The following is a 21,782-nucleotide window of genomic DNA, read 5'->3' as shown; positions in this document are numbered from 1 at the left end:
TGCCCGAACCACGCCTTTGCGCCGTTCGTGCACCAGCCAGCGACCCCCACCCACACCCCCCGGAACGACGGACCGGGGCCCGGCACCAGTGCGGTGCCGGACCCCGGCCGGGTGGAGCGGGTGGTGCCGGTCAGGTGACCTTGATCTTCACCGTCACCGTGGCGCCGGTGAAGCCGGTGCTCGGCAGGTAGCGCACGACCAGCTTCTTCGTGCCCTTGCCCTGCTTCTTGGGCAGCTGGAGCGACACCTTCCCGCCGGCCAGCGTCCGGGTGCCGACCGACTTGCCGGCGTAGGTCACCTTCACGGCGCCGGTCGGGACCAGCCCGGGCGCGGAGACGGTGACCTTGACGGTCGGCTTCTTGCCGCGCTTGACCTTCTTCGGCGCCTTCACCTTCAGCGTCGCCGTCGCCGGGAGCACCTTGGCCGATGCCGTGGAGGTGGCGGTGCCGGGGGAGTAGCCCGCAGCGGTGCGGGTCTCGGTGACGGTGACGGTCTTGCCGGCGTCGCGCGGCTTGAGCACGTAGCTGGTGCCGGTGCCGACGGCCTTGCCGCCCACCGACCACGCGAACGTGCTCGTGCCCTCGACCGGCCAGGTGGCGGGCGTGATCGTCAGCGTCTGGCCGACCCGGGCCGAGCCGGTGATGGTCGGCGGGGCGGTGGCGACCGGTGCGCCCTGCAGGGCCACGGTGACCGAGGCGGGCGCCTTGGCCGGCAGGTAGTCGGCCTTGCTGCCGGTGACGACGACGCCGATCTTCTTGCCCGCGTCACCGGGCTGGACCACGTAGGTCTCGCCGGTGGCCTGCCAGATCGCCTTGCCGTCCACCTGCCACTGGTAGCTGGTGGAGACGTCGTCCTGCCAGAAATCCGGCGCGACGGCGGTGAGCGTCTGGCCCACGGCCGGGGTGCCGGTGATCGAGGCCGGCGAGGTCGCGGCGACGAACTTGCGCCCCACCTTGAGCACCATCCGGCCCGACGCCTCGTCGGAGTCGACGACCTGGATCACGGTGCCGTTGCCGGCGACCTGGGTGGAGTACCAGCCGCTGATCTGCCAGGTGTCGTCCCAGTAGGCCTCGGGGTCGGTGTCCTCGAAGACCGGCGTGCCGGGGTGGGCGTCGACGTCGTACGACATGCCGCCGTTCGCCTCGGTGGTGAGGTGCAGCCCGTCGGTCTGGTCGACGTCGAACGTCGCGTCGTAGGCGTTGAGCCGGCCGCTCGCGTAGGAGGCGGGGTTGCCGGCGGCGTTGTGCCACAGCTCGTACTCCGGGTTCGCGTCCACCGGGAGCGCCTGCCCGCCACCGGGGTGGGAGCTGGTGTTGTTGTCGGCGTAGCGACCGTTGGCGTACCAGATCAGCAGACCGTCCTGGTAGGGGAACTGGTCGACCTTGTTGGGCGCCGTCACCGGGTAGTCGTGGCTGTACGGGCCCTCGGCCAGGGTGCGGTCGTAGCCGCGGTACTGGCGGTTCTCGGCGACGTAGTAGTGGTCGTAGACGAGCGTGTAGTCCGCGCCGTCCATCACCCGGAAGCCGTCGAGCGTCCAGGTCGGCGCGCCGTCCTCGACGTCGGTGAGCAGGGTGTCGCCGATGGCGATCGTGTCCACCGAGAAGCCGAGCTCGTGGTACGCCGCGTCGTTGTACATCTCGAACTCCACCTTCACCTCGTCCCCGGCCCACTGGGTCAGGTCGGCGGTGAGGTCGGTCCAGGCGTTGTCGCACTCACCGGCGGTGCGGGTGCCGGAGCACCCGGTGATGCCGAAGCCCTCGTTCTGCTGGTTGGGGTCGGTGGTCGTCGAGAGGTTGGTCTCGGTGTAGGTCCAGGTCTGACCGCCGTCGGCCGACACCTTCAGGTAGGCGTAGTCCCAGTCGTCCTCGATCGAGTAGCTGACCCGGGCGGTGAGCGTGGGGTCGTCGGCCGGCACGGTGACGGTCGGGCTGGTCACGGTGGCGACCCGCTCGTCGCCGTTGCCGGAGTAGAAGTAGTGCGTGCCCGGCCCGTCGGGCTCGACGACGTCGATCACCGCGCTGGCCCGGGGGAGCGTGACCGCGACGGCCTGCGCCCCCACGGTGTTGGCGTGGTACGACGGGCCGAGGACGACGTTCTGCGGCGCGTCGCTGCCGTCGACGATCTCGAGGTCGTTGGGGCCGTACCAGCCGAGGAACAGCTTCTCGGTGGCGCCCATGTGGTTGGGCGTGGTGCCGGTGGTGCCCTCGCCGTGGCCCATCCACGAACCCGAGCTCATCAGGTTCCAGAAGCCGGTGGAGTTGTCGCCGTCGACGGTGTCGTAGTAGTCGGGCAGGCCGAGGTCGTGGCCGAACTCGTGGGCGAAGACGCCCAGGCCGCCGTTCTCGGGCTCGGTGGTGTAGTCGCGGATCCACAGGCCGGTGTCACCGATCTCGACACCGCCGTTCTTGTTGCCCTCCGGGCCGACGTCGCCGTTCTGGTTGACCGAGGAGCGGTGCGACCAGATCGCCCACGTGGGAGCCCCGGAGTCCTCGCCCTCGCCGGCGTGGATCGCCTGGAAGTGGTCAATGTAGCCGTCGGCCTCGTTGAAGTCGCCGTCGGCGTCGAAGTCGTAGCGGTCCCAGACGTCGAAGGTCTTGAGGTACTCCGCGATCTCGGCGTCGGACTTGCCGGCTGCTTTCTGGTCCGCGAACCAGGCGTCGGCGCCGTCCTGGATGAACGCGGTCATCGCCTCGCCGGTCTCGTCGCCGATGGGCGGCGTCGCCGGGTCCTCGTCGTCGTCGACGGCGGTCTGGTAGTACGACGCCGGGTGCTCGACCTTCACCCAGTCGGACACGTCGCCCTCGAGGTGGAAGCGCCCGCTCGACATCTCCTTGTAGACGTCGCGGAACGACTCACCGTCCTGGTCGGCCAGGCCGTTGAAGAACATGTCGAGGAAGTGCTGGCGGGAGAAGTCCGCCTCCCAGTACGTCGAGTTGTCGCTCTCGGCGGGCTCCGGGATCTCGTTGTGCAGCGGGCCCGAGGTGTTGTCGGGGAACGCCGGGTTGCCCTCGCCGTCGCCGAACTCGACGAGGAAGGTCAGCAGCTGGGCGGTCTGCGAGACGGGGTAGTCGACCTCGGTGCCGTCGGCGAGACGGATGGCGCGGTCGGGGCCCTTCCCCACGGTCCGGGCCTTGCCGGCCACCAGCTCGTCCACGGCCCGCTGGCGCAGCGCGGTGCGCTTGGCGTGGAGCGGGTCGGGGTGGTTGTCGGGCCTGGCCTGCGGCCCGCTCAACGTCGTGGGTGCGTCGTCGATGTCGGGGGCCGCCTGTGCGGTGCCCTGGACAGCGGTGGCGGCGAGCCCGAGGGCCGCCACCACCCCGACGACGCTGGTGATGCGTCGATTCACGTGGTCCTCCGAGAGAAGATCGAGGCGGGCGCCCGAGTGGTGCCGACTCGACGGACGTCATGGCCCGCAAGGTGCACCTCATCAGAAATCCTGGCGTTGAGGAAGCACCCCGCCGGAGATAGTTGCGACAGGGACCGCCGGGCTACGTCGGCAGCCGCTCCGAGGCCAGCCTGCGGGTCGGCTCCGGCATCCGGGCGCCGTGACGGTCGAGGAAGGTGCGCACGCCGTCGGGGTCGCGGGTCGAGGCGTGGCGCAGGAACACGGCGACCGGCCGGCTCACCAGCGGGTCCTGGTCGCCGGCGAGGGTGGCCGCCACGTCGTAGGCCGCCACGAGGTCGACGTTGCTGCCCTCGGAGACGAAGAACAGCGGCGCGGTGATGGCCGTGCGCCGCCGGAGCGGGTCGGGCGAGACCGACAGCTCGTGCAGCGGGTCGAGGCTCTTGCCGATCAGGTGGCCGCCGACCACCCGCGGCGCGGCCCGGTCGACCATGTCCCACGTCGTCAGCCGGTCGTGGCGGTGCAGGTAGAGGTCGTAGCGGTCCTGGTCACCGATCGCCCGACGCACCTGGAGGTCGAGGATGCAGGCGGCCGCCATCCGGGGCTCGTACGCCGGGTGGTCGAGCAGCCGGTCGACCTCCGCGAGCGGAAGACCGGTGGCCGCCCGGGCAATGTCGAACAGGTCGCCCATCCTGATGCCGGACGCCGGCTCGTCGGGCGACAGCCGACGCCGCAGGGTCGCGAGCTCGGCCGGATCGGCGGCGGCCGCGAGGGCCTCGACCACGGCGGCGGCGGTGGTGTGGTGGGCGGGTTCTGGCATGCCCGCGACTCTAGGGGGCCGGCGCGGGGGTGCGGTTCAGGGCTCGATCAGCCCGGCACGGATGGCGTAGCGCACCAGCTGGGTGCGGTCGCTCATGCCGAGGCGGGCCAGGATGTTGGCGCGGTGGCGCTCCACCGTGCGGGCGCTGATCGTCAGCGCCCGGGCGATCTCGCGGGTCGTCATGCCCTCGGCGACCAGCTTGAGCACCTCGTCCTCGCGCGCGGTCAGCACGGTCTCGGGCACCCGCTCGCCGCGGCGCAGCCGGTCGAGGTAGTCGCGGGCCAGCGCCCCCATCGCGCCGGGGTAGACGAACGCCTCGCCCCGCATCGCGGCCCGGCAGGCGGCGACGAGGTCCTCGTCGGCGACCGACTTGAGCACGTAGCCGCTCGCACCCACCTTGAGCGACTCGAAGAAGAACTGCTCGTTGTCGTGCATCGACAGCATCAGCACCACCGGCGGGTCCCGTCGCCGGCTCAGCTCGCGAGCCGCCTGCAGCCCGGTCATCCGCGGCATCGCGACGTCGAGCACGACCAGGTCGACCTCCACCGCGTCCGGGCCGCGCAGCAGCTCGACCGCCTCGGCCCCGTCGCCGGCCTCGGCGACCACCCGGAGGTCGGGCTCCTGCTCGAGGATCAGCCGCACGCCGCGCCGCACCAGCGCGTGGTCGTCGACCAGCATCACCGAGATCACGGCGCCGCCACCGCGACCGCCACCGGCAGGCCGAGCCGCACCAGCGTGCCGCGTCGGCCGGCCGGCGCCACCTCGAGGCGGCCGCCCACCAGGCGGGCCCGCTCGTCCATGCCGAGCAGCCCGGACCCCGACGAGCCGGGCCGGATGCCCACGCCGTCGTCGCGAACCTCCAGCACCACCTCGCCGCCGACCCGTGCCAGCGTCAGCGACACCTGCGCGGCGAGCGCGTGCCGGGCCACGTTGGTCAGCGCCTCCTGGGCGACCCGGTAGACCACCAGCTCGGCCTCCGGGCGCAGCGGCGGAAGACCCGGCGCGATCGTCTTGCGCACCTGCGGCCCGCCGTGGGCGGAGAGGTCGGAGACCAGCGAGGTCAGCGCGCTGTGCAGCCCGAGCTCGTCGAGCACGCCGGGGCGCAGCCGTCGCGCCACGCGTCGTACGTCGTCGAGCCCGGAGCGGGTGCTCTCGCGCAGCAGCGCCAGCTCGGCGGCCAGCTCGGCCGGCGCCCGGCCCTCGACCTGCTTGAGCCCGAGCAGCACCACGGTGAGCGACTGCCCCACCTCGTCGTGCAGCTCCTGCGCGATCCGGTGCCGCTCGGCCTCCTGCGCCGCGACCGCTCGGGCGTTGCTGGCGCTGCGCTCGGTCTCCAGCCGGTCGAGCATCGCGTTGAACCCCTCTACGAGCCGGCCCGCGGGCCCGGCGACCGCGCCCAGCCGCTGGCCGGGGCGGGTGGGGTCGACGGTGGCCATCTCGCGCACCACCCGGTCGATCGGCCCGATCGTCCCGCGCAGCAGCAGCGCGTTGGTGACCAGCATCAGGCCGAGCCCGACCACCAGCACGACCGCCTCCGAGACCAGGGTCCGGCGCGACACGCTCGCGGGCGAGAGGGCCAGCGCGAGGGTGCCGGCGAGGAAGACGGCGCCGTTGATCAGGCACACCTTCCAGTACAGGGAGAGCGAGCGCGGGTGCACCTCGCCAGCGTGGCCGCTGGGCGTGCGCCCGACAAGGCTGCGGCCCCGTCCAGGCCGGAGATGGGTGCTACCACGCATACCGCCGCACGCCCGCGCGGGCGAGGCTGGAGGCAACGCACCCGAACCGTCGATCCGCCCCCGGAGGAGGACCCGTGGACCAGCACCCCGGCACCCAGGTGTGGGCGGCCACCGGCCCGCTCGTGGTCCTGGTCGTCGCGGTGCTCGGCGTCCTCGGCACGCTGCGCTGGGTGCCCCGGGGCCACCTCGGGGTGCGGCTGCGGCGCGACCGGGTGCGCTCGGTCTCCGGGGAGGGGCTCCAGGTGGGGCTGCCGCTGGTCGACCGCGTCGTGGTCGTGGCCGAGGCGCCCGACCCGGTCGACCTGGTGGTGCGCACCACCACCGCCGACGGCTGCGAGGTGCGCGTCGTCGTCCGCGCCGAGGCCCGGTTGGTCGCGCCGACGCCGATGGAGCGCTACGTCGACGCGCTCGGCGCCGGGCGACTGGCTGCCGAGCAGGTGCTGGCCCGGTGGGTCGCCGGCCACCGGGTGGCCGACCTGCCCGAGGCGCTGCTCGACCAGTGGGCCGAGGTGACGACCGCCGTCGACCGCGAGGCCCGGCTCCGCGGGCTGCGCGTCCTCGACCTCGAGCTGGAGGAGCTCGACGTGCTGCTCGCCGGGCCGGCCCTCCACCGTGGACCCCGCTGACCTCAACGGCGTGCTGCTCGGCGGCACGATCGTGCTCCTCGCCGCGGTCGCGGCCGTCCGGCTCTCCTCACGGGCGGGGCTGCCCAGCCTGCTGGTCTACCTCGCGATCGGACTCGTCATCGGCGAGGCCGGCCTCGGCCTGGAGTTCGAGGACCCCGACCTGACCCAGGTGCTCGGCACCGTGGCCCTGGCCGTGATCCTCGCCGAGGGCGGGTTCACCACCGACTGGAGGGTGATCCGGCCGGTCGCGCCGCTCGCCGGCGTGCTGGCCACCCTGGGGGTCGCGGTGTCGGTGGCGGTCACCTCGGCCGCGGTCCACCTCGTGCTCGACGTCGACCTGCGCACCGCGGTGCTGCTCGGCGCCGTCGCCTCCTCGACCGACGCCGCCGCCGTCTTCGCCGCCCTGCGCACGATGCCGGTCAAGGGGCGGCTGCGGGCCACGGTGGAGGCCGAGTCGGGCTTCAACGACCCGCCGGTGATCATCCTGGTCACCGTCGTGACCTCCGACGCGTGGGGCGCGGCGTCGCCGCTCGGCATCGGGCTCCAGGTCGGCTGGCAGCTGGTCGCCGGGGTCGCGGTCGGCTTCTCCGTGGCGTGGGCCGGCCGCTGGCTGCTGGTGCGCAGCGCGCTGCCCTCGGCCGGGCTCTACCCGATCGCGATGGTCGGCATCGTCTTCCTCGCCTTCGCCGTGGCCGGCACGGCCGCGGCGAGCGGGCTGATGGCCGTCTACGTCGCGGGGCTGACCCTCGGCAACGCCGACCTGCCCCACCGGGGCGCCGCGGCCGGCTTCGTCGAGGGCCTCGCCTGGCTCGCCCAGATCGGCCTGTTCGTGCTGCTCGGCCTGCTGGCGAGCCCGGGCCGCCTGCTCGAGGCGCTGCCGTGGGCGCTGCTGGTCGGCGGGGTGCTCACCCTGGTCGCGCGGCCGCTGTCGGTGGCGATCAGCGCGACGCCGTTCGGCGTGCCGTGGCGCGAGCAGGCGTTCATCAGCTGGGCCGGGCTGCGCGGGGCCGTGCCGATCGTGCTCGCGACGATCCCGATGAGCGTCGGGCTCCCGTCGGCCACCCGGGTCTTCGACGTCGTCTTCCTGCTCGTCGTGGTGTTCACGCTGGTGCAGGGTCCGACCCTGCCCTGGGTCGCCCGCCGTACGGGCGCGACCGCGGCCGCCCAGCCGCTCGGGCTGGCCGTCGAGTCCGCGCCCCTCGACGAGCTGGGTGCCAGCCTGCTCCAGTTCCGGGTGCCCCACGACTCGCGGCTGGCGGGCGTCGAGATCTCCGAGCTGCGGCTGCCCGCCGGCGCCGCGGTCTCGCTGGTGGTGCGCCACGGCGAGGCCAGCGTGCCGTCGCCGACCACCGAGCTGCGCCCGGGCGACCAGGTCCTGGTCGTGGCCCCCCGCGGCGACCGCGCTGCCATCGAACGCCGGATCCGGGCGGTGAGCGACTCCGGCCGGCTCGCCGGCTGGTACGCCGAACCGCCGACCGGGGCCGCCTCCTAGCTCCCCGGTCGGGAGCCGGGGTGTGCGGTCCGGGCCGGGCGGGTACGGGAGTGGCATGTCGAACACACATTCGAACGACGACCGCCCGCTCGGCGCCGCCCGTGACGACGACGCGACCGACGGCTCCCTGGAGAAGGACCCCGAGCAGTGGGTCACCGGCGACGAGCCGATGACCGGGGCCCAGCGCAGCTACCTCGACACCCTGGCCCGCGAGGCGGGCGAGGAGCTCTCGCCCGAGCTGACCAAGGCCGAGGCGTCCGAGCACATCGAGCGCCTCCAGGCCGCCACCGGCCGCGGCGCCGAGGGGAGCTGACCGCTCGTCGCCCCCGCCGGCGCAGGCTGGCAACACTTGCCGTGCCCGAGGGCGCCCGATCGTCGCTGCCGACGGTGCTGCACCGTCGGCCGCGCGCCTAGGTTCGGGGCATGAGGGTCCTGCTCGCGCTCGGCGGCAACGCCATGACGAACGACGAGGGCCGGGCGCGCCCCGAGGACCAGATCGCGGCCGCCCACGTCGCCGCCGAGTCGGTGGCCGACCTCGTCGCCGGTGGCCACGACGTGGTGGTGACCCACGGCAACGGCCCGCAGGTCGGCAACCTGCTGGTCAAGAACGAGGTGGCTGCGGCCGTCGTGCCGCCGGTGCCGCTCGACTGGTGCGGCGCGCAGACCCAGGCCACCCTCGGCTTCGTCCTGATGAACGCCCTCGACCACGCCCTGGCCGCCCGCTCGGTCGAGCGCCGTACCGCCGCCCTGGTGACGCGCACCCTGGTCGCCGCCGACGACCCCGGCTTCACCCGGCCCAGCAAGCCGATCGGCCGCTACCTCCCCGCCGACGAGGCGCGCGTGCTCGTCGACCACGGCGAGACCTGGGAGGACCGCGGCGACAAGGGCTGGCGTCGCGTCGTCGCCTCCCCGGAGCCGCTCGAGATCGTCGACGCCCCGGCGATCGCGGCACTCGTCGACGCCGGCTTCGTCGTCGTCGCCAACGGCGGTGGCGGGATCCCGGTCGTCCGCGACGAGGGCCGGCTGCGCGGGGTGGAGGCCGTCATCGACAAGGACCTCGGCGCCGCCGTGCTGGCCCGTACCGTCGAGGCCGAGGTGCTGCTGATCGCCACCGACGTGCCCGCGGCGATCCTCGACTTCGGGAAGCCCGACGCGAGACCGGTCGGCACGGTCACCGTGTCGCAGATGCGCGCCCACGCCGCCGAGGGTCACTTCGCGAGCGGCTCGATGGGCCCCAAGGTCGACGCCGCCTGCCGGTTCGTCGAGCGGGGCGGTGCCCGCTCCGTGATCACCCGCCTCGACCACATCACCGACGCCGTCGCCGGGTCCGCCGGCACCGTCGTCACACCCGACTGACCCACCCACCGCCCTACCGAAAGGTCCCCCATGCCCGACGCCATCGAGGTTCGCAAGGTCCCGATCCACTCCGTCGCCGACGCCTCCGAGCTGGAGAAGCTGATCGACGACGGCGTCATGCAGGCCGACCGGGTGATCGCCATCATCGGCAAGACCGAGGGCAACGGCGGCGTCAACGACTACACCCGGATCATCGCCGACCGCGCGTTCCGCGAGGTGCTGGTGGCCAAGGGCGCCGACCCGGCCAAGGTGAAGGAGGTGCCGATCGTCTGGTCCGGCGGCACCGACGGCGTGATCAGCCCCCACGCCACCGTGTTCGCCACCGTGCCGCCGGAGGACGTGGTGCCGTCCGACGAGCCGCGGCTGACCGTCGGCTTCGCGATGAGCGAGCAGCTGCTGCCCGAGGACATCGGCCGCACCGCGATGGTCTCCAAGGTCGCCGACGCCGTGAAGGTCGCGATGGAGCGGGCCGGCATCTCCGACCCCGCCGACGTCCACTACGTGCAGACCAAGACGCCCCTGCTGACGATCCACACGATCCGCGATGCCAAGTCGCGCGGCAAGACCGTCTGGACCGAGCACACCCACGAGTCCATGGACCTCTCCAACGGCTGCACCGCCCTTGGCATCGCCGTCGCCCTCGGCGAGATCGAGATGCCCACCGACGCCGACGTGATGCACAACCGCGACCTCTACTCCTCGGTCGCCTCCTGCTCCTCCGGCGTCGAGCTCGACCAGGCGCAGGTGGTCGTGGTCGGCAACGCCCCCGGCGTCGGCGGCCGCTACCGGATCGGCCACTCGGTGATGCAGGACGCCCTCGACCAGGACGGCATCTGGGCCGCGATCAAAGACGCCGGCCTCGACCTCCCCGACCGTCCCCGCACCAGCGACCTCGACGGCCGCCTGGTCAACGTGTTCCTCAAGTGCGAGGCCTCCCAGGACGGCCAGGTGCGCGGCCGCCGCAACGCGATGCTCGACGACTCCGACGTCCACTGGCACCGCCAGATCAAGGCCGCCGTCGGTGGCGTCACCGCCGCCGTCACCGGCGACCCCGCCGTCTTCGTCTCCGTCTCCGCCGCCCACCAGGGCCCCGACGGCGGTGGCCCGGTCGCCGCCATCGTCGACCTCGGCTGACCGACGGGTCTCGCCGAGCCGTCGTTAATTGACGCCGGGTCGGCGTAACCCGGCGTCAACAAGCGCCGGGTCGGCGCTACCCCGACCGGCACCCGGTGGGGACGGAGGGCGTTCGGCCGGCGGGGGTTTCGAGACAGTCGCTAGCGCGACTTCCTCAACCACCGCTGGTTGAGGAGGGACGAAGTCCCGTCTCGAAACCCGGTGAGACGGCAGCCCTCCAGGTGGGACGGGGGGTGGCCCGGTTGCCGGGGGTTGCGAGACAGTCGCTAGCGCGACTTCCTCAACCACCGCTGGTTGAGGAGGGACGAAGTCCCGTCTCGAAACCCGGTGAGACGGCAGCGCTCCAGCTGGGACGGGGGCGGTCCGGCTGCGGGGGTTTCGAGACGGCCGCTGGCGCGACTTCCTCAACCTTCGGTGCTCACCGCCGGTTGAGAAGGGACGATGGCCCGTCCCAAGACCCGGTGAGGCAGGAGCCCTCCGGTGGGTTCGGTCGGGAGCGGGCGTGTCACGACCTCCACATCCACTCCATCTCCCTCGCGACGGCCTCGCGCAGGGGCGCCCCGGCGAGCTCCTGCACGACGTGGAGGGCGAGGTCGATGCCGGCGGAGACGCCTGCAGAGGTCCACAGCCGCTCGCCGGACCGCACGAAGCGCGGTCCGCGCTCCACGACGGTGGTGGGGGAGAGCGCGGCGAGCTCGTCGAAGGCGGTGTGGTGGGTGGTGGCGTGGCGCCGCTCGAGCAGCCCGGCGTCCGCGAGCAGGAGTGAGCCCGTGCAGACCGAGAGCATCGTCTCGACCTCGCCGGCGCGCTCGCGCAGCCAGGCGCGGAGGCGGTCGTCGAAGAGGAGTGCGCGCGTGCCCGCCCCGCCGGGGACGACGACGAGGTCGGTGGGCGGGCAGTCATCGAGGGTGTGGTCGGGTACGACGGTGAAGCCGCCCCGGCCCACCGCGGGGCCCGGGCGGAGGCCGACCGAGAGCACCGTGAACGGGCGCGGCTGGCCACCGAGGTCGCCGGCGACGTTGAAGACCTCGTAGGGGCCGGCGTAGTCGAGCACCTCCATGTCGTCGAAGGCGAGGAGGGCAACGGTGCGGGTGGTCATGCCACCCATTGTCGGGGGGCCGGGCCGGGTTGCGGGTCAGCCCGCCTTGCGCCGGTGCCCGGCGTCGGCGTGGCGCGGCGCCACCGAGCGACACCACATCTCGGCGATCTGGTCGACGCACGACTCGTCGAGCCGGTACAGCACCAACGAGAAGATCATCGCGGTGCCGAGCGCGGTGCGGGCGGTGACGTAGTCGAGCTCGGGGTCGACCTCGCCGCGCGCGAGGCCGCGCTCCCAGATCGGCTTCATGTAGGCGTCGCTCGAGCCGCCCACCGACTCCTGGAACGCCTTGTTGGCGCGGTCCTCGGCGATGGCGTGCCCGATCTGCGGGCCGAGCACGGCCCGGATCGCGGGGGTGTTGACGGTGGGGATCAGGCCGTGCGCGACGGCCTTGATGTCACCGAGCAGCGAACCGGTGTCGACCGGGTCGAGGGGGATCGAGGAGCGTGCGTTGAGCGCGAACACCACCTCGTCGCGGTTCCCGAAGCGACGGTAGACGGTCGGCTTGCCGACGCCCGCCCGCTCGGCGATCGCCTCCATGGTCAGCGCGTCGTAGCCCACCTCCTCGATCAGCTCGCCGGCGGCGTCGAGAATGCGCTGCTCGATCTGCGGGTCACGTGGACGTGCCACGTCTGCCCCCTTCCTCCCGAGACCTCGGTGTCGTCTCCGTCCGCCCCCCGTGCACCGCGTCCCCCACCTTCTTACCCGGTGCTGCACAGGAGGTCGTACGTCGACGACCGGTCGCGGGCGGCAGGTTCCTGCCGCCCGTCCTCTCCCTGCCGCGGACGCGGCCGTACGGCCGGGCCACCAGGGCCCGGCCGTACGGGGAGAGGTGCTGCTGGGTCACGCCTTCTTGACCTTCTTGGGGGCCGAGTAGCGGACGGCGCCCTCGTGCCCGGCGAGCGAGCCGGTGACGCGGACCTTGATCTTCTTGCCCTTGTCCTTGGACTTGAGCTTGTAGGTCTTGCCGTTGGCGCCCGCGATCGGCTTGCCGTTGCGCAGCCACTTGTAGGTCAGCTTGGTGCCGGCCTCCCAGGCGCCGGGGTTGGCCCGCAGCTTCTTGCCGACCTTGACCTTGCCGCCGCCGACGACCTTGGTGGTGGGCTTGCCGGCCGAGACGGTGAAGTAGCGCTTGACGTCGAGGCTGAACAGCGTGGGCTTGGTCTGCACCAGGCCGCGGTAGAGCGCCTTGCCGCCGAAGCCGACGAGGGCCCGGGTCGAGCTGCCCTGCGGGCCGGGCTGGACGTCCTTGACCGGAAGGGTGCCGGCGCCGTAACCGTTGGAGATCCACGGCTCCGCGCCGAGGTTGTTCACGGCGCCGAAGGCGACGTGGCGGCCGACGGCGGACAGGCCGGCGATGCTGGAGTCGGCGTTGCCCGGCGCGATGTCCTTGACCAGGCGGGTGCCGGCAGCGGTGCCGTTGGAGGTCCACAGCTCCTGGCCGCTCGTGGGGTGGTCGGCGACGAAGTAGGCCTGACCGGCCGCGTCGACGATCTGCTTCGGCGAGGAGTCACCGGGGCCGGGGAAGATGTCCTTGACCGGGGTCGTCGCCGAGCCGTTGGTGACGTAGAGCTCGAAGCCGGTGTTCCCGGCCTCCACGCTCATGAAGGCCCGGGTGCCGACCTTGGTGATGTTCTGGATGGCCGAGTCCTGGGGGTTGAAGTCCTTGGCGATCACGGTCCCGGCCTCGGTGCCGTTGCTGCGCCACAGCTCGGTGCCCTTGATGCCGTCGTTGGCGACGAAGACCACGAGGCCGTTGGCGAGGTGGGTCAGCTGGGCGGGGTTGCTGCCGAAACCGTCGTTGATGTCCTTGACCAGGGAGACGTCGTTGACGCCGTCGGTCTTGTAGAGCTCGACGTTGTTGCCGCTCACGCCGGCGGCCAGCATCGCCCGGTTGCCGGTGGTGCCGACGATGTCGGTGACCTCGGTGTCGATGCCGCCGGCGCTGAGGTCCTCGACCATGCTCGTCGTCGCCGCGGTGCCGGCGCTGCGCCACAGCTCGACGCCGTGGTCGCCGTCGTCGGCGGTGAAGAGGAGCTGGCCGCCCGCCGCGGTGAGCTGCTCGGGGTTGGAGGAGCCGCCGGCCCGGATGTCCTCGACCAGCTTGGTGCCGGCCTGGGTGCCGTCGGTGACGTAGAGCTCACGGCCCGTGCCGGTGGTGAAGGCCGAGAAGTAGACCTTGTTGCCGACCGTGGTGAAGCCCTCCGGAGAGCTCGGGTTCGGCCCGGCGAAGACGTCCTTGAGCTGGAAGGTGCCGGCGGCGGTGCCGTCGGTGACCCACGGCTCGGTGCCGCCCAGCACGCCCTCGGCGGCGAAGACGACCTTGGTGCCGACCGCGGCGACGCCGGCGAGCGGGTCCTGGCTGGTGAAGGTGGCGCCCTGGACCAGGGGAGCGTTGCCGTGGGCCTGGGCCGGGGCGGCACCGAGGCCGAGGGCCAGGGCGGACACGCCCAGGGCGACGACGGCGGCGCCGGTGGTGGTCTTGCGGGACAGGGTGTTCATGGGAGCTTCCTTCGGTGGCTGAGGGTGGCTCGTCGTTGAGCCGGGGTTACGTGTCGTTACGTTACGGAACGCTACGGAACGGAATCAATCCCCTTTTCAACTGGACCAGACCAGCCGGCCCCGTCCCGCCGTGTCGGACCCGGGTGGTCGAATGGCGTCGTGACCACCTCGACGCCCGTCCGCCACCGGCTGGTGCGACCGCGGGCCGACGTCGTCGTCCCGGCCCTGGACGCCCACCAGCAGCGCGTGGTCGACCACGCGGCCGGGCCGCTGCTGGTGCTGGCCGGGCCCGGCACCGGCAAGACCACCACGTTGGTCGAGGCGATCGTGCGCCGCGTCGAGGAGGGGGTCGACCCCGAGCAGGTGCTGGCGCTGACCTTCTCCCGCAAGGCCGCCGAGCAGCTGCGAGACCGGGTCATGGCACGCCTCGGCCGCACCACCGCGGGCGGCATCGGGTCGACGTTCCACTCCTTCGCCTACGGCCTGATCCGCCGCTACGCACCCGCCGAGCTCTACGAGGCGCCCCTGCGGCTGCTCAGCGCACCGGAGCAGGACGTCGTGCTGCGCGAGCTGCTGCGCGACCACCCGGAGTCGGTCAGCTGGCCCGAGCAGCTCGACCACGCGATCGGCACCCGCGGTTTCGTCCGCGAGGTCCACGCCGTGCTGTCGCGAGCCCGCGAGAAGGGCCTCGACGGCCAGCAGCTGCGGGCCCTGGGCGAGGCCGAGCGGCTGCCGGAGTACGTCGCCGCGGGGCTCTTCCTCGACCAGTACCTCGACAACCTCGACAGCCAGGGCGCCACCGACTACGCCGACCTGATCCGTCGCGCCACCATCGAGGCCGACGCCCACCGCGAGGAGCTCCGGGCGGCGTACCGGTGGGTCTTCGTCGACGAGTACCAGGACACCGACCCCGGCCAGGTCGCGCTGCTCCGGGTGCTGGCCGGCGACGGCCGCAACCTGGTGGCGGTCGGCGACCCCCACCAGTCCATCTACGCCTTCCGGGGTGCCGACGTGCGCGGCATCCTGGAGTTCCCGACGTCGTTCCCCCGGGTCGGCGGCGCACCGGCGGAAGCCGTGGTGCTGCGTACGACGCGCCGGTTCGGTCCGGCCCTGCTCCGGGCCTCCCAGCGGGTCGCGGGCCGGATCCCGCTGCCCGGCACCATCGACGAGCGCGCCCGCGAGCTGTTCCTCGCCCCCCAGGCCCGCGAGGACGGCGACCCCGGCCGGGTCGAGGTGCTCACCTTCGACACCGAGCGCGCCGAGGCCGAGCACCTCGCCGACCTGCTCCGCCGCGCCCACCTCGAGGACGGCATCGGCTGGTCGGAGATGGCCGTGCTGGTGCGCTCGGGGCGCACCACGATCCCCGGGCTGCGCAGGTCGCTGGCGGCCGCCGGGGTGCCCGTCGAGGTGGCCTCCGACGACACCCCGCTGGTCGCCGAGCCGGCCGTGCGCACGCTGGTCGACGCCCTGGAGGCGGTGCTCCACCTCGACACCACCGACCCCCAGGCCGACGGCTACGTCGACGCCACCCGGGCCCACGCGATGCTGCAGTCCCCGCTGGCCGGGCTCGACGCCGCCGACGTGCGGGTGCTGGCCCGGCGGCTGCGGGCTCGCGAGAAGGCGGTCGCCGAGGCCGACGGCCGCACTCCCCGCTCCTCGCCGGAGCTGCTCCGCGCCGCGCTGCTCGACGCGACGGTCTTCGACGACCTCGACGACGCCGACGACCCCGGCGTACGCCGGGCCGCCGCCCTCGCCCGGTTGCTCCGCGACGTCCACGCCGCCGTCGCCGAGGGCGCCAGCTCCGAGGAGGCGCTCTGGGCGCTGTGGTCGGGCACCTCGTGGCCGGCCCGGCTCCAGGCCGCGGTCGAGCGCGGGGGGTCGGGGGTCCGCGCCGCCCACCGCGACCTCGACGCCGTGGTGGCGCTCTTCGAGGAGGCCGCCCGGGTCGAGGACCGCCGCGGCCACACCGGGCTCGAGAGCTTCCTCGCCACCCTGGTCGCCCAGCAGATCCCGGCCGACACCCTGGCCGACCAGGGCATCCGCGGCGAGGCGGTGCGGATGCTCACCGCCCACCGCTCCAAGGGCCTGGAGTGGCGGCTCGTCGTCGTCGCCCACGTGCAGGAGGAGGGCTGGCCCGACCTGCGGCGCCGCGCCACCCTGCTGCAGGCCGACCGGATCGGGTCCGACGGGCTGGTGCCGCCCACGACCTCCCGTGAGCTGCTGGCCGACGAGCGCCGGCTCTTCTACGTCGCCTGCACCCGCGCCCGCGAGCGGCTGGTCGTCACGGCGGTGGCGTCCAGCGACGACGAGGGCGAGCAGGCCTCCCGGTTCGTCGGCGAGCTCGGCGTCACCGTCGACCACCGTGCCGGCCGGCCGCGGCGCCCGCTGTCGCTGCCGGGTCTGGTGGCCGAGCTGCGCCGCACGGTCGCCGACGACGGGATGCCCCTGACGCTGCGCCGCGCAGCCGCCCACCGGCTCGCCCGCCTTGTGGTCGAGCACCGCGAGGGCCGGGCCTGGGTGCCGGCGGCCGACCCGGCGACCTGGTGGGGCACCCGCGGGTGGAGCTCCGCACCCGCCCCGCTGCGCCCGGCCGACGAGCCGGTGCGGCTCACCGCGAGTGCGCTGACGAGCCTCGAGCAGTGCCCGGCCAAGTGGTTCCTGGAGTCCGAGGCCGGGGGCGAGCGTGCCTCGACCCAGGCCCAGGGCTTCGGCAACGTCGTCCACGCCCTCGCCGACCGGATCGCTCGCGAGGAGCTCGCCGGCGAGGCCGCGGAGCCCGACGTCGAGCGGCTGATGACGCACGTCGACGAGGTGTGGGAGCAGATCCCGTTCCGCACGCCGTGGTCGAGCGCGCGCGAGCGCGAGGAGGTGCGCCGGGCGCTGGCCCGCTTCCTCGCCTGGCACGGCCGGCCCGACGCCCGGCAGGTGCTGGCCACCGAGCAGCCGATCCGCGCCGAGGTGCCGCTGCCGGGCGGCCAGGTCGTCGCCCTCCACGGCTACGCCGACCGGCTCGAGCTCGACGCCGACGGCCGGGTCGTGGTGATCGACCTCAAGACCAGCAAGTACTTCCCCACCAACGACGAGATCGCGGTCCACCCCCAGCTGGGGCTCTACCAGCTCGCGGTCGAGCACGGCGCCGTCGACGACCTGGTGCCCGGCGCCCAGCCCGGCGGGGCCGAGCTGTGGCAGCTGCGCCACGACCTGCGCGCCAAGCTGCGGGTGCAGCAGCAGCCGCCCCAGGAGCCCGACGAGGAGGGCCTGCGGCCGATCGAGCGCCAGCTGGTCGCCGCCGTGGAAGCGGTGCGCGAGGAGCGGTTCCCGGCCCGGCCCGGCGGGCACTGCGACCACTGCGACTTCGTCTCGCTCTGCCCCGCCAAGCACTCCGGGACGGTGCTGTCGTGAGCGCCCCGCTGACGATCTCGTCGCCGGCCGAGCTGCGGGCGGTGATGGGCACCGACTACGAGGTCAGCGACGAGCAGTGGGAGGCGGTCGCCGCCCCGCTCGAGCCGGCGGTCGTGATCGCCGGGGCCGGCTCGGGCAAGACCTCGCTGATGGCCGCCCGGGTCGTCTACCTCGTCGCCACCGGGCAGGTCACCCCCGACCAGGTCCTCGGCCTCACCTTCACCACCAAGGCCGCCGCCGAGCTCGCCTCCCGGATCCGCGGCGCGCTCGAGGCGGCCGGCCACGGCCGCGACGCGCGGCCGGCCGACCGCGACGCCGACGGCGGGGACGACGAGCCGCTCGAGCCGACCGTCGCGACCTACAACGCCTACGCCTCCTCGCTGCTCTCCGAGCACGGGCTGCGGATCGGTCACGAGCCCGACACCCGGGTGATGGCCGACGCCTCGCGCTACCAGCTCGCCGCCCGGGCCGTGGAGCGGCACACCGGCCGGGTCGCGCTGCTCTCCGACAGCCCGCGCCACGTCATCGACTACCTCCTCGGGCTCGACGCGGCGCTCAGCGAGCACCTCTGCACCGTCGAGCAGCTGCGGGCGTTCGACGCGCGCGAGTGGCCCCGCTTCGAGGCCGGGCTCGCCGACGCCGGCAAGGAGCTGCGCGAGAAGGTCACCCTCGCCTTCGCCCGCCGGGCCGAGGCGCTGGGCCTGGTCGAGGACTACCGACGGCTCAAGGCCTCGCTCGGGCTGATGGACTTCTCCGACCAGATCGCGCTGGCTGCCCGGCTCGCCGAGGAGCACCCGGTCGTGGGCGAGGTGGAGCGGGGCAAGTACCGCATCGTCCTGCTCGACGAGTACCAGGACACCTCGGTCGGGCAGGCCCGGATGCTGCGGCGGCTGTTCCCCGGCGGCCACCCCGTCACCGCCGTCGGCGACCCCAACCAGGCGATCTACGGCTGGCGCGGCGCCTCGGTCTCCAACATCCTGCGCTTCGAGGAGGACTTCCCCCGCGCCGACGGCCGGCCGGTCGACACCTTCCACCTCACGATCAACCGGCGCTCCGACGCCCGGATCCTCCAGGTCGCCAACGCGCTCGCCGCCCCGCTCTACCAGCAGTTCCCCCAGGTGGCCCCGCTCCGACCCGGGAACGACCGGGTGGGAGCGGTGCGCACCGCCGTCCACGAGACCTACGCCGACGAGCTGGTGTGGCTCGCCGAGCAGGTGCAGGCCGCCCACGCCGCCATGCCCGAGCCGCGGTGGCGCGAGATCGGCGTGCTGGTGCGCGACAACCGCCACGCCGCCGACGTCTTCGACGCGCTCACCGCGCAGGGCGTGCCGGTCGAGATCGTGGGCCTCAAGGGGCTGCTGCGGCTGCCCGAGGTGGCCGAGGTGCTGGCCACGCTCACGCTGGTCGGCGACCTCACCGCCAACGCCGAGCTGCTGACGCTGCTGAGCGGGCCGCGCTGGGCGGTCGGACCGCGCGACCTGGCACTGCTCGGCCAGCGCGCCAGCGAGCTCGCCGGCGCCCGGCGGGCCCGCGGCGAGCGGTTGCCGCTCTCCGACGAGCTGGCCCTGGCGGTCGCGGGCGCCGACCCGATCGAGGTGCCGGCCCTCTGCGACGCCCTCGACGACCCCGGCGACCTCGGCTACTCCGAGGTGGCCCGGCAGCGGTTCGCGCTGCTCTCCCAGGAGCTGCGCCAGCTGCGCGCCCACGCCGGGGAGCCGCTGCTGGAGCTGGTGCGCCGGATCATCGACACCTGCGGCATCGACGTCGAGCTGGCGTCGTCGGTGAGCGAGGCCGCCCGGGCCCGCCGCGAGAACCTCGACCTGTTCGTCAAGGCGGTCGCGGAGTTCCAGGCCATCGACGGCGCGGTGACCCTGCCCGCGCTGCTCGCGTGGTTGGAGGCCGAGGACGAGCTCGGCAACGGCCTCGACGTCGCCACGCCCTCGGAGAGCGAGTCGGTCAAGCTGCTCACCGTCCACCGCGCCAAGGGCCTGGAGTGGGACGTCGTCTTCCTGGCCGGGGTGTGCGAGGAGAAGTTCCCCTACACCCGCAGCCGGGGGCTGTGGCCCCAGCGGCTCGAGCTGCTGCCCACCCCGCTGCGCGGCGACGCGCGCGACCTGCCGGCGCTGGTCTCGCCCGACAAGGACGGCATGAAGCGGCTCCAGGAGGACACCCGGGCCCACGAGGCCGTGGAGGAGCTCCGGCTCGGCTACGTCGCCTTCACCCGGGCCCGCCACCAGCTGGTCGTGTCGTCGTACGTCTGGGCCGAGGAGCGCAAGACGCCGCTCGGGCCGTCGCCGTACCAGTGCACCGTGCGAGAGGTCGTCGAGTCGTGGGGCGAGAAGCCCGAGGCCTGGCACGACAAGCCGGAGAAGGGGACGCCCAACCCGCTGCGCGCCGGCACCCGTGAGTTCGCCTGGCCGGTCACCGAGCACACCGCCGAGGCGCTGCGCCGGATCGCGGCGGTCGAGCTGGTCGAGGACGCCGCCGCGGCGCTCGCCGAGGGCGCCCCCGACCCCGCCGCCGAGCTCGACCTGGTCGACCTCGCGACGGTCGAGGCCTGGGACGCCGAGCTAGACCGGCTGCTCGAGGAGGCCCGCCGCGACCGGGCCGGTGAGGTCGAGGTGCCGCTGCCGAGCAGCCTGTCGGCCACCGGCCTGTCCCGGCTGCGCGACGACCCCGAGGGCTTCGCCCGCGACCTGGCGCGGCCGATGCCGCGGCGGCCCTCCCCGGCGGCGCGCTTCGGCACCCGGTTCCACGCCTGGGTCGAGGCCAGGTTCGGCCAGCAGGACCTCTTCGACTACGGCGACCTGCCCGGCCGCGCCGACGCCGGCATCGACGACGAGGCCGACCTCGCCGAGCTGGTCGCGGCGTTCGAGGCCGGCCCCTTCGGTGACCGCCGTCCCCACGCGGTCGAGGCGGCGTTCGGGCTGGTCCTCGACGGGCAGGTGGTGCGCGGCCGGATCGACGCGGTCTTCGCCGAGCCCGACGGCCACTGGCTCGTCGTCGACTGGAAGACCAACCAGCGCGAGACCGCCGACCCGCTCCAGCTCGCGGTCTACCGCCTCGCCTGGGCCGAGCTCCAGGGGGTGCCGGCCGACCGGGTGCGGGCGGCGTTCCACTACGTGCGCAGCGGCCGCACGGTCGAGCCCACCGACCTGCCCGACCGCGAGGAGCTCAGCCGGCTGCTGCGCTGGTGAGGCCCGCGAGCGCCCGGCGCACGCCGAGCGCGGCGGTCCGCCCCGCCCGGTTGGCGCCGATCGTGCTGGCCGACGGCCCGTAGCCCACCAGCTGCACCCGCGGGTCGGCGACCGCGGTCGTGCCGTCGAGCTGGATGCCGCCGTACGGCGTGCGCAGCCCGAGCCCGGCGAGGTGGCGCACCGCGGGCCGGAACCCGGTGGCCCACACGATCGCCTGGACCGTCTCGAACCGGCCGTCGGCCCAGCGCACCCCGTCGGGCTCGATCGAGGCGAACATCGGCTGCCGGTCGTAGGCGCCGAGGGCCTCGGCCGCCCGCTCCTGCTCGCGCAGCGCCAGCCCGGTCACGCTGACCACGCTGCGGGGCGGCAGGCCCCGCCGCACCCGCTCCTCGACCTGCGCCACCACGGCCCGCCCGAGCTCGGGGGTGAACTCCTCGGTGCGCCACACGGGCGGCCGCCGGGTCACCCAGAGGGTGTCGGTGACCAGGGCGATCTCGCCGAGCAGCTGCACGGCCGAGGCCCCACCGCCGACGACCACCGTGCGCCGGCCGCGGAACCGCTCGGCGCCGGGGTAGTCGTGGGTGTGCCACTGCTCGCCCGCGAACGTCTCGACGCCGGGGTAGCGGGGCAGCCACGGCTGGCTCCAGGTGCCGGTCGCGTTGACCAGGGTGCGGGTGGTCCAGCGCCGGTCGCCCGCCTCGACCACGAGGAGTCCGTCGACGTCGACGACCCGGTCGACGCGCACCGGCCGGACGACGGGCAGGTCGTGCTCGGCCTCGTAGCGGGCGAAGTACGCCGGCACCACCTCGTTCGCGCGCCCGGACCCGTGCGGGGGGTCGGAACCGGGGAGCGCAGCGACGCCGTGGACGTCGGCCATCGTGAGGGAGTCCCAGCGGTGCTGCCAGGCCCCGCCGGGAGCGGCGTCGGCGTCGAGCACGACGTGGCGCAGGCCCAGCCGTGCCAGGTGGTACGACGCCGACAGGCCGGCCTGTCCGGCGCCGATGACCAGGGAGTCCAGCACCGGGTCCTCCACGACGGCGGCCTCCACGTCGTCCTCCACGAGGGGAGAACGCCG

The 21,782-nt window shown here is 73.9% G+C and carries 15 protein-coding genes; 7 read left to right on the top strand and 8 right to left on the bottom strand.

The annotated features are described in order from the left end of the window. Window positions 1-130 precede the first annotated feature (130 nt). The 4 genes from JT721_RS01620 to JT721_RS01605 form a co-directional block, all read right to left on the bottom strand. Window positions 131-3,346 carry an immune inhibitor A domain-containing protein gene (locus JT721_RS01620; RefSeq protein WP_205471137.1) on the bottom strand — a complete coding sequence of 1,072 codons (3,216 nt, stop codon included), beginning with the start codon at window positions 3,344-3,346 and terminating at the stop codon, window positions 131-133. Between the two features lie 142 nt (window positions 3,347-3,488). After that, on the bottom strand, window positions 3,489-4,163 hold the full coding sequence (locus tag JT721_RS01615; protein ID WP_205471136.1) for a DNA alkylation repair protein: 675 nt from the start codon (window positions 4,161-4,163) through the stop codon (window positions 3,489-3,491). A gap of 36 nt (window positions 4,164-4,199) precedes the next feature. After that, on the bottom strand, window positions 4,200-4,853 hold the full coding sequence (locus tag JT721_RS01610) for a response regulator transcription factor (RefSeq protein ID WP_307827825.1): 654 nt from the start codon (window positions 4,851-4,853) through the stop codon (window positions 4,200-4,202). Continuing rightward, window positions 4,850-5,821 (bottom strand): sensor histidine kinase, encoded by a 972-nt coding sequence (locus JT721_RS01605; protein ID WP_307827823.1) that lies wholly within the window; start codon window positions 5,819-5,821, stop codon window positions 4,850-4,852. The genes JT721_RS01610 and JT721_RS01605 overlap by 4 nt, the downstream gene beginning before the upstream one ends. Window positions 5,822-5,973: 152 nt before the next feature. Here JT721_RS01605 and JT721_RS01600 point away from each other — a divergent pair, with 152 nt between their 5' ends. From JT721_RS01600 to JT721_RS01580, 5 genes are all read left to right on the top strand, one after another. Beyond that, window positions 5,974-6,525, top strand: coding sequence for a hypothetical protein (locus JT721_RS01600; RefSeq protein ID WP_205471134.1), 552 nt, complete (start codon window positions 5,974-5,976; stop codon window positions 6,523-6,525). Next, window positions 6,512-8,017, top strand: coding sequence for a potassium/proton antiporter (locus JT721_RS01595; RefSeq protein WP_205471133.1), 1,506 nt, complete (start codon window positions 6,512-6,514; stop codon window positions 8,015-8,017). The genes JT721_RS01600 and JT721_RS01595 overlap by 14 nt, the downstream gene beginning before the upstream one ends. 55 nt (window positions 8,018-8,072) lie before the next feature. Beyond that, the gene (locus tag JT721_RS01590) at window positions 8,073-8,330 is read left to right on the top strand and encodes a DUF3072 domain-containing protein (RefSeq protein WP_205471132.1); all 258 of its coding nucleotides are present in this window, start codon (window positions 8,073-8,075) and stop codon (window positions 8,328-8,330) included. A 110-nt stretch (window positions 8,331-8,440) separates the two neighbouring features. Further along, window positions 8,441-9,373, top strand: coding sequence for a carbamate kinase (locus JT721_RS01585; protein ID WP_205471131.1), 933 nt, complete (start codon window positions 8,441-8,443; stop codon window positions 9,371-9,373). A gap of 30 nt (window positions 9,374-9,403) precedes the next feature. Next, window positions 9,404-10,507: a ring-opening amidohydrolase gene (locus JT721_RS01580; protein ID WP_205471130.1), complete on the top strand. Its 1,104-nt coding sequence runs from the start codon at window positions 9,404-9,406 to the stop codon at window positions 10,505-10,507. Window positions 10,508-11,012: 505 nt separating this feature from the next. Here the strand turns inward: JT721_RS01580 and JT721_RS01575 are convergent. The 3 genes from JT721_RS01575 to JT721_RS01565 form a co-directional block, all read right to left on the bottom strand. After that, a complete protein-coding gene (locus JT721_RS01575) occupies window positions 11,013-11,606 on the bottom strand; it encodes a DJ-1/PfpI family protein (RefSeq protein ID WP_205471129.1) in 594 nt (197 codons plus the stop codon). Window positions 11,607-11,642: 36 nt separating this feature from the next. Then, a complete protein-coding gene (locus JT721_RS01570; RefSeq protein WP_205471128.1) occupies window positions 11,643-12,236 on the bottom strand; it encodes a TetR/AcrR family transcriptional regulator in 594 nt (197 codons plus the stop codon). 213 nt (window positions 12,237-12,449) lie between these two features. After that, window positions 12,450-14,108, bottom strand: a complete 1,659-nt coding sequence (locus JT721_RS01565) for an ELWxxDGT repeat protein (RefSeq protein ID WP_205471127.1) — start codon at window positions 14,106-14,108, stop codon at window positions 12,450-12,452. Between the two features lie 159 nt (window positions 14,109-14,267). Here JT721_RS01565 and JT721_RS21175 point away from each other — a divergent pair, with 159 nt between their 5' ends. Next, window positions 14,268-17,510, top strand: coding sequence for an ATP-dependent DNA helicase (locus JT721_RS21175; protein WP_205471126.1), 3,243 nt, complete (start codon window positions 14,268-14,270; stop codon window positions 17,508-17,510). Beyond that, window positions 17,507-20,707, top strand: coding sequence for an ATP-dependent DNA helicase (locus JT721_RS01555; RefSeq protein WP_307827817.1), 3,201 nt, complete (start codon window positions 17,507-17,509; stop codon window positions 20,705-20,707). Before JT721_RS21175 ends, JT721_RS01555 begins: the two co-directional genes overlap by 4 nt. Here the strand turns inward: JT721_RS01555 and JT721_RS01550 are convergent. Further along, on the bottom strand, window positions 20,685-21,767 hold the full coding sequence (locus tag JT721_RS01550; protein WP_307827815.1) for an NAD(P)-binding domain-containing protein: 1,083 nt from the start codon (window positions 21,765-21,767) through the stop codon (window positions 20,685-20,687). The two genes, JT721_RS01555 and JT721_RS01550, sit on opposite strands and share 23 nt — an antisense overlap. Between the last annotated feature and the right edge of the window lie 15 nt (window positions 21,768-21,782).

The organism is Nocardioides sp. SYSU D00038 (assembly GCF_016924665.1).
Lineage (GTDB): Bacteria > Actinomycetota > Actinomycetes > Propionibacteriales > Nocardioidaceae > Nocardioides.
The sequence above is the reverse complement of the archived record's forward strand: the minus strand, read 5'-3'. Positions and strand labels throughout refer to the sequence as shown.

What these genes read in the sequence shown, in the direction of transcription:
- JT721_RS01590 (WP_205471132.1), top strand. Translation starts at nt 8,073, where the DNA reads ATGTCGAACACACATTCGAACGACGACCGCCCGCTCGGCGCCGCCCGT.
- JT721_RS01580 (WP_205471130.1), top strand. Translation starts at nt 9,404, where the DNA reads ATGCCCGACGCCATCGAGGTTCGCAAGGTCCCGATCCACTCCGTCGCC.
- JT721_RS01565 (WP_205471127.1), bottom strand. Translation starts at nt 14,108, where the DNA reads ATGAACACCCTGTCCCGCAAGACCACCACCGGCGCCGCCGTCGTCGCC.
- JT721_RS01585 (WP_205471131.1), top strand. Translation starts at nt 8,441, where the DNA reads ATGAGGGTCCTGCTCGCGCTCGGCGGCAACGCCATGACGAACGACGAG.
- JT721_RS01575 (WP_205471129.1), bottom strand. Translation starts at nt 11,606, where the DNA reads ATGACCACCCGCACCGTTGCCCTCCTCGCCTTCGACGACATGGAGGTG.
- JT721_RS01615 (WP_205471136.1), bottom strand. Translation starts at nt 4,163, where the DNA reads ATGCCAGAACCCGCCCACCACACCACCGCCGCCGCCGTGGTCGAGGCC.